The 15925-nt window shown below is 71.2% G+C and carries 10 protein-coding genes, 1 tRNA gene and 1 pseudogene; 4 read left to right on the top strand and 8 right to left on the bottom strand.

The window, feature by feature from the left end; all coding sequences use genetic code 11:
* The 3 genes and pseudogenes from VF665_RS19620 to VF665_RS19610 all read right to left on the bottom strand — a co-directional run.
* Positions 1-504, bottom strand: a pseudogene (locus VF665_RS19620) (hypothetical protein); the annotation flags it as partial.
* Between the two features lie 38 nt (positions 505-542).
* Positions 543-1655: a 3-oxoacyl-ACP synthase III family protein gene (locus VF665_RS19615; protein WP_331055156.1), complete on the bottom strand. Its 1113-nt coding sequence runs from the start codon at positions 1653-1655 to the stop codon at positions 543-545.
* Between the two features lie 545 nt (positions 1656-2200).
* A complete protein-coding gene (locus tag VF665_RS19610; RefSeq protein WP_331055155.1) occupies positions 2201-2662 on the bottom strand; it encodes a hypothetical protein in 462 nt (153 codons plus the stop codon).
* 131 nt (positions 2663-2793) lie between these two features.
* Here VF665_RS19610 and VF665_RS19605 point away from each other — a divergent pair, with 131 nt between their 5' ends.
* Together VF665_RS19605 and VF665_RS19600 are read left to right on the top strand one after the other, a co-directional pair.
* Entirely contained in the window at positions 2794-4146 is a 1353-nt protein-coding gene (locus VF665_RS19605) for a CCA tRNA nucleotidyltransferase (protein ID WP_331055154.1), read from the top strand.
* A gap of 607 nt (positions 4147-4753) precedes the next feature.
* Entirely contained in the window at positions 4754-5272 is a 519-nt protein-coding gene (locus VF665_RS19600; protein WP_331055153.1) for a DinB family protein, read from the top strand.
* Between the two features lie 408 nt (positions 5273-5680).
* Here the strand turns inward: VF665_RS19600 and VF665_RS19595 are convergent, their stop codons facing one another.
* The 4 genes from VF665_RS19595 to VF665_RS19580 all read right to left on the bottom strand — a co-directional run bounded on the left by VF665_RS19595 (position 5681) and on the right by VF665_RS19580 (position 10395).
* On the bottom strand, positions 5681-6679 hold the full coding sequence (locus tag VF665_RS19595) for an HD-GYP domain-containing protein (protein ID WP_331055152.1): 999 nt from the start codon (positions 6677-6679) through the stop codon (positions 5681-5683).
* Positions 6680-6712: 33 nt separating this feature from the next.
* On the bottom strand, positions 6713-7090 hold the full coding sequence (locus tag VF665_RS19590; RefSeq protein ID WP_331055151.1) for a hypothetical protein: 378 nt from the start codon (positions 7088-7090) through the stop codon (positions 6713-6715).
* Positions 7091-8139: 1049 nt separating this feature from the next.
* Positions 8140-9075, bottom strand: coding sequence for an SMP-30/gluconolactonase/LRE family protein (locus tag VF665_RS19585; RefSeq protein WP_331055150.1), 936 nt, complete (start codon positions 9073-9075; stop codon positions 8140-8142).
* An 894-nt stretch (positions 9076-9969) separates the two neighbouring features.
* Positions 9970-10395, bottom strand: coding sequence for a response regulator (locus VF665_RS19580; protein WP_331055149.1), 426 nt, complete (start codon positions 10393-10395; stop codon positions 9970-9972).
* A 383-nt stretch (positions 10396-10778) separates the two neighbouring features.
* On the opposite strand from VF665_RS19580, the gene VF665_RS19575 reads away from it, so the two are divergent.
* Together VF665_RS19575 and VF665_RS19570 are read left to right on the top strand one after the other, a co-directional pair.
* Positions 10779-14873 (top strand): PAS domain S-box protein, encoded by a 4095-nt coding sequence (locus tag VF665_RS19575; protein ID WP_331055148.1) that lies wholly within the window; start codon positions 10779-10781, stop codon positions 14871-14873.
* A 405-nt stretch (positions 14874-15278) separates the two neighbouring features.
* Positions 15279-15352: transfer RNA gene (locus VF665_RS19570), tRNA-Arg, on the top strand.
* A gap of 112 nt (positions 15353-15464) precedes the next feature.
* On the opposite strand, the gene VF665_RS19565 is transcribed toward VF665_RS19570, so the two are convergent.
* The coding region (locus VF665_RS19565; protein ID WP_331055147.1) for a hypothetical protein at positions 15465-15925 on the bottom strand (461 nt) is incomplete at its 5' end.

Here is a 15925-nt window from a genome sequence, read left to right as displayed (position 1 = left end):
CACGATGCGCAGGTGGCAGCCGCCCAGCACCAGCCCGCGCTCCGGCACGTCGTTGCTGATGAGGGTGCAGGCGCCGTTGGCGGTAAAGATGCCTTCCGGCGTGTCGAAGCGGACAAAGAACTGCTGCGGCAGCCCCGGGGGAAAGGTGGGGTCGGTAATGCGCAGGCACGCCGTGGCGCGGCCGATGCGGCGCACCCGGTTGTTCACCACGCGGGCGCCGCTGGCGGCGGTGGCCTCCGACCAGAGCGACGCGCCCAGGTACACGTTGGGCGTGAACGGCGCCGCTGTGCACACGGCGCGGTCGGCGGGAAAGTCCGCGTCTTCCACGGAGCGGAAGCGGAGCACGGCGGGCTCCCCGGCGGTTTCGGCGCTCGCCTGCACCTGGTCGGCGCCGGCACCCGCCAGCGCGAGGTCGGCGGAGGGGCGCTGCATGCCCGCCGGGGCGTCGCTGCAGGCGGCCGCGAGGGCGAGGAACGCGAGGGCGGCAAACGGACGAATGGTCATCGACGGAGGTCCTTGTGTGGGATGGAAAAGAAGGCGAATCACAGCCGGATGAGCTGCGCGCCGTAGTGCACGTTGGCGCCGACCGCGGCAATCAGGACGAGGTCGCCGCTCCCCAGGCTCACCACACCCTGCTCCAGGTCTTCGGCCAGGAGAATGAGCATGCCGGCGGCGGAGGTGTTGCCGTAGCGGTCCACGTTGCAGGCCACGCGGTCCGCGGGGAGGCCGGCCTGGCGGACGTAGTGGTCCATCAGCCGCTTGTTGGGCTGGTGGAAGTAGTAGCGCTGCACCTTGTCGCGCAGCTCGGGGCGGTCCGCCAGCACGCCGGCGATGCAGGCGTTCATGTACGTGGGGTACGAGCGCGCCACCAGCTGGCCGTCCACCACAAAGGCCTGATCCGCCGGGTTCTGCATGCCGCTCACGCGGTTCTCGATCCCGCCGGCGCGGCGGATGACGAGCTGCAGGTAATCGTTCCCCGCCATGGACGAGACGATGCCCTGGCCGGGCTGCCCGTCGCCGCGCAGAATGACGGCGCCGGCGCCGTCGCCGAACACGTAGGCGCCAAAGGCCGCGGGGAGCCGCTTGCGGCCGGGCGAGGGCTCCACGTCGCCCGTCCACACGTCGCGGTCCACCAGCGCGGAGGTGAACGCGCTGCCGATGACCGCGGCGGTGTTGATGGCGCCGCCGCGGATCATCTTGTACACGAGGTCCATCACGTACGGGGTCCCGCCGCAGCCGTCATCCACAAGCATGGCGTAGCAATCCGGGCGGCACCCCACGCGGCGGTGCACTTCCATGGCGTCGTAGCTGAAGTTGACGCGGTCCGGCGTGCAGGTGACGATGAACACGGCGTCCAGCTCGCTCCCCTCGAGGCCGGCCATCTGCATGGCGCGGCGCAGGGCGGCCTCGCACATGTCGGTGTTGCACAGGGGCTGGCCCGTGTCCGCCGGGGCGGTGGTCACGCCGGTGCGTGCGTCCAGGTCCCACAGAAAGCGCCGCTCGCGGATCTGGGTCTTTTCCGAAATCCAGTCGGCGGACCAGCCGGGGATCGCCTGGGTGATGCTGGCGTTGTCTACTACGCGGGGGGGCACGTAGGCCCCGGCTCCGGCCACGCGCACGGAACGCGTGCCGAAGGCGTTGGTCACCTGAATCATCGAGTTCTCCAGAAGGGAAGGGGCCGGGCGGGGGCGTAGGGCAGATCCGCGCGTCACAACGTGTCGGGAAACATATCCGCACGCTTGGTGCCTTCCCGTCCTCCAGCGCCCGGGCGCCTTCTCCCTGCCGCGCGCCGCGGTGGTTGGATGGTGCTGCCGATGGCAGAAGATGAGTGCCCGCAGGCGTTTGTGCCCGGAATTGCGAGGCCTGGGCTGGGTCAAGATGTCCGCCCGTGGTGGAGGAGGATGACAGCGGCGGCGTCCCGGGGGAGGAAAAAAGGATCAGAAGCCGGAAATGTTTTCGTCCAGGGTTGCCCGGCGGTCTCGCAGAATGCCGTACGGGAGGGCAGAATACGAGCGCTGGCGAGCGCCGGCTTTCGCGGAGCGAGCTGGATGTCGGCCAGGCACGGCGGCAGGGCCCCACCGCGGTTCCTCGTCCGCTGCCGCGCCACGGCCAGAGCCCGTCTCCTTCCCCTACCGCGGCATGCAGAACGGGCCGCCCCGGCAAGGGCGGCCCGTTGTGATGGCGGGTGGCGCGGATCGTGTCAGCCGAAGGTGGCGTCGACGGTGAGCGGGGCGGCGGTGCGCGCCTGCATCACCAGGGCGTCGCGGGGCTCCACCTCCCAGGAGCGGAAGCAGTCCCAGCCGAACTCGCGCGCGGCGCGGGCCTGGTCGGGAAAGCCGAACCAGTCGCGCCAGCCTTCCTGCTCCGCGCGCCACTTGCAGTCCCAGTGAAAGGAGACGTGCGTTTCTTCCGACGCGGTGCGCACCGTCATCTGCCCACGGAAGTACTCGCAGCCCGACGCGGCGACCACTTCAATTGATTCCACCGGCACCGCCCGGTATTCTACCAGCGCCTTGTGCAGCGCCCGCTCCACCTTGACCGACGGGCAGCCGTAGCCGAACCGGATCCGCTCGCTGGCCCTGCCGTCGCGAAGAAACTGGTGCATCGCCTCGCGGAACTCGGGGGTGGCGGCAGAGGAGTCGAGCAGTTCGGCAGTGGTCATGGGCAGATCCGATGGAGAAAGGCGGGCGGTGTGGACCGCAAAAGATAACGCCGATTTCCGATCTCGCCAAGTCGTTCCCCAATACGGAGTTGCATGACTGCTACGAAGGTGCGTGCGCAAACGGTTGTTCTGTGACGGGCACGGCGGATTCCGGGGCGCTTCCCGACCTGCGCCCGCCGCACGACATGGTGTGGATCGCGCGGCGTTTGATCGACGCCGGGTTTGACACGTGGACGGTGGGCGGGGCCGTGCGCGACGCGCTGGCGGGCGGCCATCCCAAGGACTGGGACCTCGCCACGGCCGCGCGCCCGGGCGACATGCGCCGCCTGTTCAAGCGCACGGTTCCCGTCGGCGTCGAGCACGGAACGGTGGGCATTCTGGGGCGCGACGGGGTGATGTACGAGGCCACCACCTTTCGCCGCGACGTGGAAACGGACGGGCGGCACGCGCGTGTCACCTTCGCCGACCGGGTGGAGGAGGACCTGCAGCGGCGCGACTTCACCATCAACGCCGTCGCGTGGCACCCGCTCACGCACGAGCTGCGCGACCCGCACGGGGGCGTGCCGGACCTGCGCGCCGGCGTGCTGCGCACCGTGGGCGACCCGGCGGAGCGCTTTCGCGAGGACCGTCTTCGCGTTCTGCGGGCGCTGCGGTTCGCCGGGCGCTTCGGGATGCGCATCGACGCGGCGACGTGGGAGGCGGCCCGGGCGTGCGCGCCGGAGCTGGTGCACCTGTCCGCCGAGCGGGTGCGCGAGGAACTGTTGAAGGTGCTGCGGCAGGTGGATCCGCCCTCCGTGGCGCTGCGGATGTACCAGGAGTGCGGCGTACTGCGCGTGCTGCTTCCGGAGCTGGAAGCGTGCGTGGGCGTGCCGAACGGGGCGGGGGATGAGGACGTGTGGACGCACACGCTCCGCGTGGTGGACGCGATTTCTCCCGCGCGCGCGGGGCTGCGCATGGCCGCGCTGCTGCACGACGCGGGCAAGCCGCGGACGCGCACGGAGCGGGGGGGCTTTCCCGACCACGCCGCCGCGGGTGCGGCCACGGCGGACGCGGTGATGCGCCGGCTCAAGTTCAGCAACGCGGAGATTGATTCCGCGGTGCACCTGGTGGCGCAGCACGAGGCCGCGCCCCGCGCCGACGTGCCGGATCCGGTGCTGCGCCGCTGGCTGCGGCGCATCGGCCCGAGGTACCTGCCCGACGTCGTTCGCCTGCGCATCGCGGATCTGCGCGCGTACGATGCGGATGAGGACGCGCGGCGGGATACGGCCGCGCTCTGGCGCCGCGCGCGCGCGGAGGTGCGGCGCCGGACGCCGCTGGAGATCGGCGACCTGGCCATCGGCGGGACGGAGCTGCGGCAGCTCGGGCTGCCGCCGGGGCGCCTGTACGGCGAGATCCTGCGGGATCTGCTGGAGCGCGTGACGGACGATCCGTCGCTCAACGAGCGCGATACGCTGCTGGGGATGGTGGCGCGGCGGATTTCGTAGATCGCGAGCGGGCTGATCGGGTGATGACGGGTGGCGAGGGCGGTTGTGAGCGGCGGTGGTGGCGCGGCGGACGGTGTGGCCCTCACCCGGCTCGCTAACGCTCGCCACCCTCTCCCACGAACAGATGTGGGAGAGGGGGCACACCCCAGCAGCAGTGTGGGGCGTCGTGCCGCGTTTGCGCATGCGGACGCAGGTCTCGCCCGCAGCCCCGCACCTGGCAAGCGGGTGAGAAGGAGCTGCATGCGGACGCAGGTCTCGCCCGCAGCCCCGCACCTCGCAAGCGGGTGAGAAGGAGCCGTTCGGCGCGAGGGATGGTTTGGTGCGCACCGCGGGCTCCGCTCCGGCGGTTGAAACCGCGCCTCGAACCACACGAAGTCCGCCTTCGCGGACTGCATCCGCGGCATCGATGTGCGCCCACAAGATCAAGCGCCTCCGCCTGTCTGGGCCGCGCGTAACCTGTACCACGCCAAAGACTTGTCATCCTGAGGAGGCGCCGACCGAAGCTTTCGCCGCACCGCGATCTGGCGCCGACGAAGGATCTACTTTCCGCCCGTTCCAACTCCGCTGGTCACGCGGAGCTTTGCGTAGCGCACATACAGGAGAAGCGATGGAGCAGCAGCCGGAAGCGTGGATGCGGGGGCCGGTGCCGGGGGTGGAGCCGCTGCTGATGCCGGCGGCGCACGCCCTGATCGGCGCGGCGGAGGACATGCGGCGCGCGGCGGAAGATCTCTCCGTCGAGCTGCTGTGGAGCCAGCCCGGAGGCGCGGCGTCCGTGGGCTTTCACATCGCGCACGCGGCGGGAAGCCTGGACCGGCTGCTGACCTACGCACGCAACGAAGCGCTGTCGCCGGAGCAGTTCGCGTATCTCTCCGCCGAGCAGGAGCCCGGCGATCCGCCCAGAGACGCCGCGGCGCTGCTCGCGCACCTGTACGCGCAGGTGGAGCGGGCGCTGGCGCAGATCCGCGCCACGCCGCTCGGTTGGCTGCTGGAGTACCGCGGCATCGGGCGCAAGCAGCTTCCCAGCAACGTGCTGGGCCTGCTGTTTCACGCCGCGGAGCACACGCAGCGCCACACCGGCCAGGCCGTCACCACCGCCCGCATCGTCCGCGGCCTGCGGAGCGACTGAAGCCGCCGCAAGAACGGCTGAAAGCCTCACGATTCTGCGGTGAGGCTGCCCTTGGCGGACGCGATGAAGTCCGGTGCCGAATGCGGCGTGCGAAACAGAACGAGCCCCGCGCGACGGCGCGGGGCTCGTTTGTTAGCGGCGGATGCCGCGGTTGCGTGAGGGATTCGCGCCCGGAGGGCCGAGAGCCCGGAGTGGAGGGGCAACAGCCGTATCGTTGCCCCGGAACGGAGGGGGCTCGGCGCCGTTAGGCACAGTTGTATCGTGCCTTACGGCGCGCGAAGCCCGACCCGGAGCGCAGCGGAGGGGCACGCCCGAAAAGCAGTACGAAAGTACGAAAGTACGAAAGTGGAACGGAAGTGCCCGGTGCTCAGGGCCCAGTGCCCGCAACTTCCTCCACCCTCTCCACGCCTACTCCTCACCCAGCACCCGGAACAGCGCGTGGACGACCGCCGGGTGAAAGCGCGTCCCCGCGCCGTTGCGCAGGAACGGCTCCCAGTACTCGCGCGGCATGGCCCCGCGGTACGACCTCTCCGACGTCATGGCGTCCCACGCGTCCACCACGCGCAGCACCGCGATGAGCAGGTGATCGGGCGCGGTGGGCGGCACGATGGCGCACAGGTCCTCGTGGTTGGTGCCCTGGTGCTCGATCATGGCCGCCAGCGGCTTGAGCGAGGGCACGCCCCGCACGATCTCCGCGCCCACGCGGGCGTGCGCGCGAATGGTCTGCAGCTCCTCGTCGTTCAGCGGCGTCGTCTTCTGCAGCAGTTCAATGGGCACGGAGATCTTGCCGATCTCATGCAGCTGCGCGGCCGACTCCAGCAGGCGCCGCTTCTCGTCCGAAAGCTTCAGGACGATGGCCATCTTGTCGCACATGTCAGCCACGCGCTGGCAGTGCCCGTACATGTACCGGTCGCGCGCGGCGATGGTGAGCGCCAGCGCCTGGATCATCTCGCCCCGGGCGTCACTCACTTCGCGACGCAGACGGTCCATCGAGCGCCACGTCTCCGAGCGCAGCGCGCTGATCTCGCGCTCCACGCGGCTTACCGCCTCCTTGATCTGCACCCGGACGGTCTCCGCGTCAAAGGGCCTCGGCATGACTGAAAAACGGTCGTCGCCCGCGATGCCCCCGCGGCTGAACGGCGCGCCCGGCTCGGTGACCACGATGTGGCAGCCGGCGCGGTTCAGGTCGCGAAAGCGGCGGATGTAGCCAATTTCCTCGAACGAGCGCTCACACCCCAGATCGGTGATGACTACGTCGGGCACCAGCCCCTCCTCCAGCACGTGCATGGCCTGCCCGCCGTCGGGCACCACGCTGGCCAGGTGCGAGGCGCCGCGGATGATGGGCTCCAGTTCGTCCACCACTTCGGGGCGGTCGCTGACGACGAGGATGCGTCCGGTGAACATCATGATCAGATCTGGTGAGTGTGCCGGGAGGGGCGTTCAGTTGGTGGCGAGCGTAATGACCATGGGCGCACGCGTGGTGCGCGGGGCGGAGCCGGCCTGAGGCGCGCAGCGGGTGCGCACCGAAACGGCGTCCGTGGCGCCCGTCCGCACGGGTTCGGCGCGCCAGGCGGAGCAGGCCCCGTCCGCCGCCTCCGTCGCCGGGGCGGCAATGCCCACCACGGCGGCGCCGCGGATGCGCAGGTCGGCGCTCACGTCCAGGCCGTCACGGCCGGAGCGCAGCCGCAGCGCGGGCGCGATCTCCGCGGCGGCGGGCTGTACGATGGTCAGCGACACCCCGATGCTTCCGCTCTGGGCGGAGGCCGGTGCGGCGGCGGCAAGTGCGCCCGCGATGGCGGCTGCGAAAAGACTGCGCATGATGCGGAGCCGGTGCGCGGGCGTTGCCGGTGGATCAGAGCAGCAGGCCGGCGTACGCCGCGGCCACGCAGGTCATGGTGGCCGTGAGGGCCTGCAGCGCGGTGCGAAGGGCGGCCTTCTTCTGGTGCTTGCTCATCGGGAGTTTCTCCTGCTTGCGGAGGGACATCTCTCGCGGCGCAGAGGCCGCGTTCTCACGGCCTCCCCCAAGGCGAAGGGCGTACCCGATGCACTTCCTTTCGTAAGTCGTTGTCTGGTCGATGGTTGCGGGTGATGATGTGTTTCCGGCGGGGGGTGGAGATTGTGCGGATTTCGTACACGGGGGATGGGCGGCTCGCGGGAAAGCCGCATGATTGCTGATGCTTTCAGGGATGTGTAGGATTTCCGGACAGTGCAGGGGCGTTCGGAAATTCGACAGAGGGCAGGTGGGGGAGGCTGAGGGACGCTGGGGGAGCCTGGGGGAACTGGGAGAGGCTGAGCGAGTGAATTCGCCGCAACAGCGGCGGAAAGTCCCCCCAAACGGACGGGGGGACTTCACCTGCACCCGGCGGAGGGTTCCGATGTCGTTCTCCCCTCTTCGTGCGCAGTTTGCACGGGGAGGGGCCTCGCTGAGCGAGTGAACTCGCCGCAACAACGGCTGAAAGCCTCACGGTACTGCTGTGAGGCTGCACCTGCGCGGCGGCGAATCCGGTGGGAATTCTCGCTCCTCCGCGTTTCGCTTGCGCCAGAAGGGGAGCGGGAGGCCGGGGGTGGGGCCTTCGGCGGCTGGGCGCACACCGACGCCGGCCCCCGCGCCGAACGGCTCCCCCTCTCCCGCGGAGCGGGTGGAGGGGGTTGGGGGAGGGGGCCTCTCCGAACGCGTCTCGACCAGGCAGAACCGCACCGATACGCATCCCCGGCCTCCCTGAGCGGATGAATCCGCCGCTCGGACAGCGGAAAGCCCCGACACGACGCCCACAGGCGCCGTTCGGGGCTTCAACTGCATGTCGTTCGATTCGTCTCCCGTGCGGGAGGGCGCCGGGGCGGCGAATCACCGACCCGCCGCGCGTCCGTTATCCCAGCAGGTCGATGGCCCAGAGGCTTTCTTCGCCGGTGATGAACAGGCGCCGGCCATCCGCCCCGCCAAACGCCACGTTGGAGCAGGTGTGCGGCGTGGGAATGGTGCCCAGCGGCTCACCTTCGGCGGAAAAGATCTGCACGGCGTTGCCGGAACTCGTCCACACCCAGCCCCGCGCATCCACGCAGAAGCCGTCCGGCACGCCGGGCTCGATCACGCGGAACACGCGGCGGCCGGTCAGCGCGCCGTCCGCGCCTACGTCAAATGCCACGATCTCGTGCGTGCTTCCGCCGGAGCCGTCCGCCGTGTCGGAGACGTACAGCGTGCGCCCGTCCGGCGAAAACGCGAGGCCGTTCGGCTGCTCCAGGTCCGCCATGCGGGTGAGCGTGTTGCCGCGCGGGTCGTAGCGGTACACGCTGCGATGGTCCAGTTCCGGCTCGGCGGGGCAGCCCTGCCGGGGGTTGCGGATGCCGAACGTGGGATCGGTAAACCAGATGGCGCCATCCGGCCCCACGACGAGGTCGTTCGGCGAGTTGAGGCGCCGGCCCTGGTAGTGCGACACGAGGATCACCGGATGCCCCGTTCCCGGCCACCAGGTGACGGCGCGGCGGCCATGCTCGCAGTGCAGCAGCGTGCCGTCGCGGTCCACAGCGTTTCCGTTGATGAACGGCGTTGCGTCGATGAGCACGTCCACGGCGCCGTCGGGCCGCCACGCCATCACGCGGCGGCCCTCGATGTCGCTCCACACCAGCACGTTGCGCGCGGCCCACCACACCGGGCCCTCGCAGAAGATGCCCTGGTCGTACAGGGACAGCAGGCGCGCATGGGGCGACAGCACCGTACGCAGGCGGTCGTCCAGCAGCACGGGGCCGCCGGCGCCCTCCACGGGTCGCGGCTCTCCGGGAGGGCGGAGCCGGCACAAGGTCGTCATGGTCAGGCGGGGAAAAGCGGTGAATTCCGGACCGCGCCTCCCCCCGCAAATCCCGGCATCCGGGGGGAACAGGGGTTCCCGCCAGGCGTGTGGCTGATACGGTTGCTGCGGAGTGCAGGGTGGGACTGAAGCCGCGGCGCCGCGGCAACAACGGCGCGCAAGTCCGCCTTTGCGGACTGCGGCGGATGCATCGGCGTGGGATGCGAAGCCCGGCGTGGCGGCCTGTCCAGAGCGAATGAATTCGCCGCTGGAACAGCACGAAGTCCGCCTGCGCGGACTGCGGCGGCAGCATCGGTGTGAGCCGCACACGCCGGGGTGTCCGCCGGGTTGGTTGAAGCCCCGATCGTGGACGCGACAGCGGCCACGGGTCGGGGCTTACCGCTGTCCGAGCGGCGGATTCATCCGCTCAGGGAGGCTGCGGACGCGCTCCGTCCGTGGCCCCCCGGGCCCCTCACCGCTCTCCTCCTGGCAGGAAGCGAAATGCGGAGAGGGGAGAACTGCGGAACGGTGCGGTTCTGCCCAGTCGAGGCGCGTTCGGAGAGGCCCCCTCCCCCCAACCCCCTCCACCCGCTCCGCGGGAGAGGGGGAGCCGTTCGGCGCGGGGCCAAACGTCGGCGCCGGCCCGTCCCTCGCGCGAGTGCAGCCTCACAGCCGTACCGTGAGGCTTTCAGCTGTTGTTGCGGCGAGTTTACTCGCTCAACCGATCCGGAGCCCATCCCCGCCACCCGCCCCGGAACCCGCCGCCGCGTGCAGGTGAAGTCCCCGTTTGTCTGGGGCGGCCTTGCGCCGTTGTTGGGGCGAAATCACCCAGCCTCCTCCGACGCACACAACAAAAAAGCGCGCCCCCCCGGTGCGGGGAGCGCGCCAATCGCGGGCCGGCCGGCGGATCGCGCGTCAGGCGGCGCCGCCCAGCAGCACCGTCTGCACCGCGTCCGCAAGCTCGTCGGGGGTGAACGGCTTGGGAAGGAATGCAGCGCGCGAGGCCACACCCAGCCGCACCTCGGCCGCGTCCGGACGGCCGGAGACGCACAGCAGCGGCGTCCCCGGCCGGATCTCCGCCAGGTGATACGAAGTCTGGTTCCCCGTCATTCCCGGCATCATGATGTCCATGATCACCAGGTCGATGGGGCCCTCGAACTCCGAGGCCACGTCCAGCGCCTCGGGCCCGCTGGCCGCCTCCACCACCCGGTAGCCGCGCCGCTCCAGAATGCGGCGGGTCACCCGCCGCACCCCGTCGTCGTCGTCCACCACCAGAATCGTGGCCCCCGGCCGGGGATCGGTCATGGTGCGCTCCACCAGCGTCGTCGGTTCCCTCGTCATGGTCATCATGACACAAGCATGGTGCTTTGTTGCCGTTTGCGCCAGTGAGGGGATGACACCGCCATGCCGCGCTCGTATCATGACATGGCGCGAAACAAATGGTGCAGGCCAACTTGCAGCGATTGGCGTGAAGTGAACAAAGTCGCCGATTCATCCTCACTGCCCGGGGCCGGGCGCCCCAGCGCGGGGATGGCGCCGGCCGAAGGGGACGGGGAGCGCGGGACCGGGGCGCGCGCCGCCGGCCCGGGGAGAGGACAAGGCGGACGGCGGTGCCGGATGCATGGTATGGCGCGATTGTACGCGGGGCCCGCGACGCGCTAGATTCGGTTGCGGACGCGCGCCGGAGGGGTGGGCGCGGCCGGAGCACGCACGGCGGGAGAACAATGCCGATTCAGCAGGGGGAAGCGCCGGACGGCGCCGCGGCACGCGAGCGTCTGCTGGCCGAAACGGCGCGGGGGTTCGCCTGGGAAGGGGAACTGGCGGACGGCGCGGTGCGCGTGACGTACGCGGGCGCGGCGGTGCGCACCGTCCTGGGCCACGCGCCGGAGCACTGGTCCGCCCGGCCGGACGCGGGCGCGGAGCCGGAAGCGGCCGCCGCGCTGGACGCCGTGCGCCTGCGCGCCGCCCGCCAGGGCGACGGCTACGCGGTGCAGTACACGGCGCGCCACGCGGACGGCCGCCTGCTTCGCGTGCGCGAGCGCGGCGAGGGCGCGGGCCCCGGGCGCATGCGCGCCGCGGTGATGCGCAATCCGGACGACGCCGCGCTGCGGGACGCCCGCCGCGAGCTGCTGGACCAGGCGCCGGACGGCATCGTGGTCATGGCCCGCGGGCGGGTAAGCGAGTTCAACGCCCGCGCCGCGGAAATCTTTGGCGGCGACCTGCGCGGCCTGACCCTTTCCGACATCCTGGACGCGGACCAGCTCGCCGAGCGCCCCCTGGCGCTGGACGCGCTTCCGCGCGGCGAAACGGTGCTGGGCGAGCGGATCATCCGCCGGCGGGACGGCGGCACGGCGGAGGTGGAGGTCAGCGCCCGCGTGCTCGCCGACGGATCGGTGCAGGCCATCGTGCGCGACGTGAGCCGCCGCCGCGCCGCCGAGCGCGACGCGGACCACGCGCGGGCCCGCCTGCTTTCCCTCTTTGACCTGGACCCGCTCCCCGCCTACGTCTTTCACGTGCAGCCCGGCGGCGTGGTGCTGGAGGCGCTGAACCAGGCCGCGCGCGCGCCGGGCCACGGCGACGAGCTGCTGGGGCGCGACGCCGAGGCGATCTTTGCCCACGCGCCGCAGATCGCCGCCGCCATTCGCCAGTGCGCCGCCACCGGGCAGGCCATGCGCCGCGAAACGGAATTCCGCGCCGGCGGCACCGGGCCGCGCACCCGCGTGGTCGTTACCCTGGGCTTCGTGCCGCCCGACCGCGTGGTGGCGCGCCTGCAGGACGTGACCGAGCAGCGTGCGCTGGAACAGTCCATCCGCAGCCGCGACCTCACCTTTCAGGCCATCAGCGACGCGGTGTACCTGGCCGACCGCGAGGGGCGCATCGCGGACTGGAACCCCGCGGCGGAGCGCATGTTCGGCCGGTCGCGCGGCGAGATGCTGGGGCGCATGGTGGCGGCCGTGCACGGCGCCGAGGTGATGGACGACGTGACGGGCCGGCTGCTGGAGGCGTTGAGCGCCGAGGACCGCTGGCACGGCGAGCTCCCCTACACCCGCCCGGACGGCACGCCGGGGCTGGCGGACGCCACGGTGGTGGGGCTTCGCGACGACGAAGGCGCGCTGGTGGGGATGATCGCCGCCGAGCGCGACGTCACCGAGCGCAGCCGGGCCGAGGAAGCGCTGCGCCAGAGCGAGGCCCGGTTCCGGGCGATGTTCCAGAACAGCGCCATCGGCATCTGCGTCATCGCGCCGGACGTGCGGGTGATGGAGTGCAACCCCGCCATGGCCGCCATGCTGGGCCGCACCCCCGGCGACCTGCGCGGAATGAGCTTCGCCGCCTTCACCCATCCCGCCGACGTGGACGAAAGCCTGGCGCGGCTGCAGGCCGTGGCGCACGGCGAGGCGGACCATTCCACGCTGGAGAAGCGCTGCCTGCGCCCGGACGGCACCGAGGTGCGGGCCCGGCTCACCGCCTCCGCCGTGCGCGGCGACGACGGGGCGGTGCAGTACCTGATCGTGATGGTGGAGGACGTCACGGAGGCGCACGACGCCCTGCGGGCCGTGCGCGAAAGCGAGCGCCGCTTCCGCGACATCGCCGAAAACGTCCGCGACATCTTCTGGACGGCCTCGCCCACGGGCGAACTGCTGTACGTGAGCCCCGCGTTCGAACGCATCTTCGGCGTGCCGGCCGACACCCTCATCGCCCACCCGCTGCGCTTCGCGGAGCTGCTGCACCCCGAAGACGTGGCGCAGGCGCGGCGCCCGCTGGAGGAGCGGCTGGCGGGGGAAACCACGCGCGAGTACCGCATCATCCGCCCGGACGGGCAAACGCGCTGGGTGCGCGACCGCTCCTTTCCGGTCCGCGGCGCGGACGGTGTGGTGCGCCTGGTGGGGATTGCCGAAGACGTCACGGAGCGCACGCGGGCGGAGATCGCGCTGCGCGACAGCGAGCAGTACCACCGCGCCCTGATCCGCCAGTCCACCGACATCTTCACCGTGCTGGACGAGGACTACGTCATCCGCGACATCAGCCCGTCCGTCACGGCGTTGATGGGGTGGGAGGTGGGGGAGCTGGTGGGGACGAGCTGCCTGGACCTGGTGCACCCGGACGACCTGGAGTACTTCCGGGGAATCCTGCGCGCCTCCATCGGCGACCCGGGGCTCCCCTGCGCGGCGGAGGCCCGGTTCCGCAGCCGCACGGGGGAGTTCCAGGTGCACGAGGGCGTGGTCACCAGCCTTCTGGACCATCCCGCGGTGGTGGGGATCGTCGTTACCTCGCGCGACGCGACGGACCGGCGCCGGCAGGAGGAGGAAGCCCGGCGGATGGCGGAAATCGTGCGCTCCACCAGCGACGCGATCATCAGCAAGTCGCTGGACGGAACGGTGCTGAGCTGGAACCCCGCCGCGGAGCGCATGTTGGGGTGGACGGAGGCGGAGATGGTGGGCGCCAGCGTCCTGCGGGTGGTGCCGCCGGAGCTGCACGGCGAGGAGCGGGCGGTGCTGGCGCGCGCCGCCGCCGGCGAGATGGTGAACCACTTTGAGACGGACCGCCTGTGCCGCGACGGCCGGGTGCTGCGCGTTTCGGTGACGGTGTCTCCCTTTCCGGATTCGGAGGGGCGCATCACGGGGATCTCCACCGTGACGCGCGACATCACCGGGCAGCGGCGGCTGGAGGAGCAGCTGCGGGCCGCGCAGAAGATGGAAGCCGTCGGGCGGCTGGCGGGCGGGGTGGCGCACGACTTCAACAACCTGCTCACCGCCATCCGTGGCAACGCCGCGCTGCTGCTGGCGGACCTTCCGGAAGGCGACATCCTGCGGGAGGACGTGGCGGAGATCGACCGGGCGGCGGTGCGCGCGGCGGAGCTCACGCGGCAGCTGCTGGCCTTTTCGCGCCGGCAGGTGCTGCAGCCGCGGGTGCTGGACCCGAACGCCGCCGTGCGCGACATGCAGCGCATGCTGGCGCGGCTGATTTCCGCGGACGTGGACCTCGTTGTGGCCCTGGCGCCGCGGGTGCCCAGCGTGCGCGCGGACCCGGGGCAGATGGAGCAGGTGATCGTGAACCTGGTGGTGAACGCGCGCGACGCCACGGCGCCGGGCGGGCAGATTACCGTGTCCACGGGGGAGCAGACCGTGGAGGCCGGGCGCCCGGGGGTGCCCTCGTACGTGTCGCCGGGGCGGTACGTGCGCCTGTCGGTGAGCGACACGGGGACGGGGATGGACCCGCAGGTGATGGAGCACCTGTTCGAGCCCTTCTTTACCACCAAGCCGGCGGGAAAGGGGACGGGGCTGGGGCTTTCCACCGTCTACGGCATCGTGAAGCAGAGCGGCGGGTACGTGTGGGCCGAAAGCGAGCCGGGGTCGGGGAGCCGCTTCATCGTGCTGCTCCCCATCGTGGATGCGCCGGCGGAGGGGGGCTCGCTGGCCGCGTCCTCCGCCACGCGGGCGATGGCGGGCTCGCGCGGCACGGTGCTGATCGTGGAAGACGAGGACTCGGTGCGCACCCTCGCCCGGCGCGCGCTGGAGCGGGCGGGGATGCGGGTGCTGGAGGCGCGGTCCGCGGCGGCGGCGGTGGACGTGGCGAGCCGCGAGCCCACGCTGGACCTGCTGCTCACCGACGTGGTGATGCCGGGCGGGAGCGGATACACGGTGGCGCGGCAGCTCTCGGACCGGTATCCCGGGCTGCGGGTGCTGTTCATGTCGGGCTATCCGGGCGAGGCGATGGAAGAGTTGGGGCTGGGCCGCGACGCGGACCTGATCGCCAAGCCGTTCTCGCCCTCGGAGCTGGCGGCGCGCGTGGCGGCGGTGCTGGGGCGAAACGCGGGGTAGACAGGAGAACGGGCGGACTTCACCTGCGCGCGGTGGATCGCCCGATGCGTCGCGGCGGGTTGCATCGCGGATGGTGTCCTGAGCGGATGATATCCGCCGCCCTGAAGCGGTACGCCCCGACCTTTCGGCCGCTGGCGCGCCCACGCCCGGGGATTCAACCAACCCGGCGGACGGCTCGTTGTATGCGGCCCGCGCCAATGCCGCCGCCGCAGTCCGCGAAGGCGGACTTCGTGCTTTTCCAGCGGCGAATTCATTCGCTCTGGACAGGCGGACGCGCCGATCTACGCCCTCCACACTGATGCAGCCGACGCAGCCCCGATCCCCAATCTCCGGCCGCGCTCCGTTGACCGGAATCCACCCAGTGCTTACCTTTTCGGGCTCGCCCGCCCATGCGCGGGCGGGGATGCCCCCGTAGCTCAGGTGGATAGAGCGACGGTTTCCTAAACCGCAGGCCGCGTGTTCGAGTCACGCCGGGGGCACTGAATTCGGGGCGGCTGCACGGCGATTCCGCCCGTGCACTGGATCCGCGGATACAATGAGAGAGGCCGCCTCCCGGTTCGGGATGGCGGCCTCTTCGTGCGCACTACGGCTTCAGTAGCGGGCAAAGAGGGTGTAGGTGCCCTGGTTGGCCGTCTGGCTGGTGAGGGCGGCGTCTTCGGAGTTGCTCCAGCTGCGCACCTCGATGCGGTAGCGGCCGGGGGGAAGCCGCGCATCCACCCGCTCCACGCCGCCCACCCCGTTGATGTCCACCGACTGCTCCACGGCATCGCCCTTTTCGTTGAACACCAGCAGATCCAGGTCCGCGTGCGCCGGGTCGCGCGCCTCCACGATCTTGAGCGTGATGCTCACGTCGCGCGTTTCCGTGAGGGTGAACGCGTAGTGCGCGGACGAGGTGTACAGGTTGGCGCGCCGCGACCGCCGGCTGTCCACCTCGCCCCGCACGGGCACGTTGCTGGCGATGGCCAGCGGAAACGGCTCCGGCGCGGCGGGGTTCTCGCCCGGCGAATAGGTGATTCCCCGCGCGCTCAGCGACGAGGCCAGCGCCGCGCGCC

This window comes from Longimicrobium sp. (assembly GCF_036387355.1).
Classification (GTDB): Bacteria; Gemmatimonadota; Gemmatimonadetes; order Longimicrobiales; family Longimicrobiaceae; genus Longimicrobium.
This window is presented reverse-complemented; position numbering and strand designations above follow the sequence as displayed.

Excerpts from the sequence above, each read along its gene's own strand:
- VF665_RS19615 (WP_331055156.1), bottom strand. The coding sequence starts at position 1,655 with ATGATTCAGGTGACCAACGCCTTCGGCACGCGTTCCGTGCGCGTGGCC.
- VF665_RS19610 (WP_331055155.1), bottom strand. The coding sequence starts at position 2,662 with ATGACCACTGCCGAACTGCTCGACTCCTCTGCCGCCACCCCCGAGTTC.
- VF665_RS19600 (WP_331055153.1), top strand. The coding sequence starts at position 4,754 with ATGGAGCAGCAGCCGGAAGCGTGGATGCGGGGGCCGGTGCCGGGGGTG.
- VF665_RS19595 (WP_331055152.1), bottom strand. The coding sequence starts at position 6,679 with ATGATGTTCACCGGACGCATCCTCGTCGTCAGCGACCGCCCCGAAGTG.
- VF665_RS19590 (WP_331055151.1), bottom strand. The coding sequence starts at position 7,090 with ATGCGCAGTCTTTTCGCAGCCGCCATCGCGGGCGCACTTGCCGCCGCC.
- VF665_RS19585 (WP_331055150.1), bottom strand. The coding sequence starts at position 9,075 with ATGACGACCTTGTGCCGGCTCCGCCCTCCCGGAGAGCCGCGACCCGTG.
- VF665_RS19580 (WP_331055149.1), bottom strand. The coding sequence starts at position 10,395 with ATGACGAGGGAACCGACGACGCTGGTGGAGCGCACCATGACCGATCCC.
- VF665_RS19575 (WP_331055148.1), top strand. The coding sequence starts at position 10,779 with ATGCCGATTCAGCAGGGGGAAGCGCCGGACGGCGCCGCGGCACGCGAG.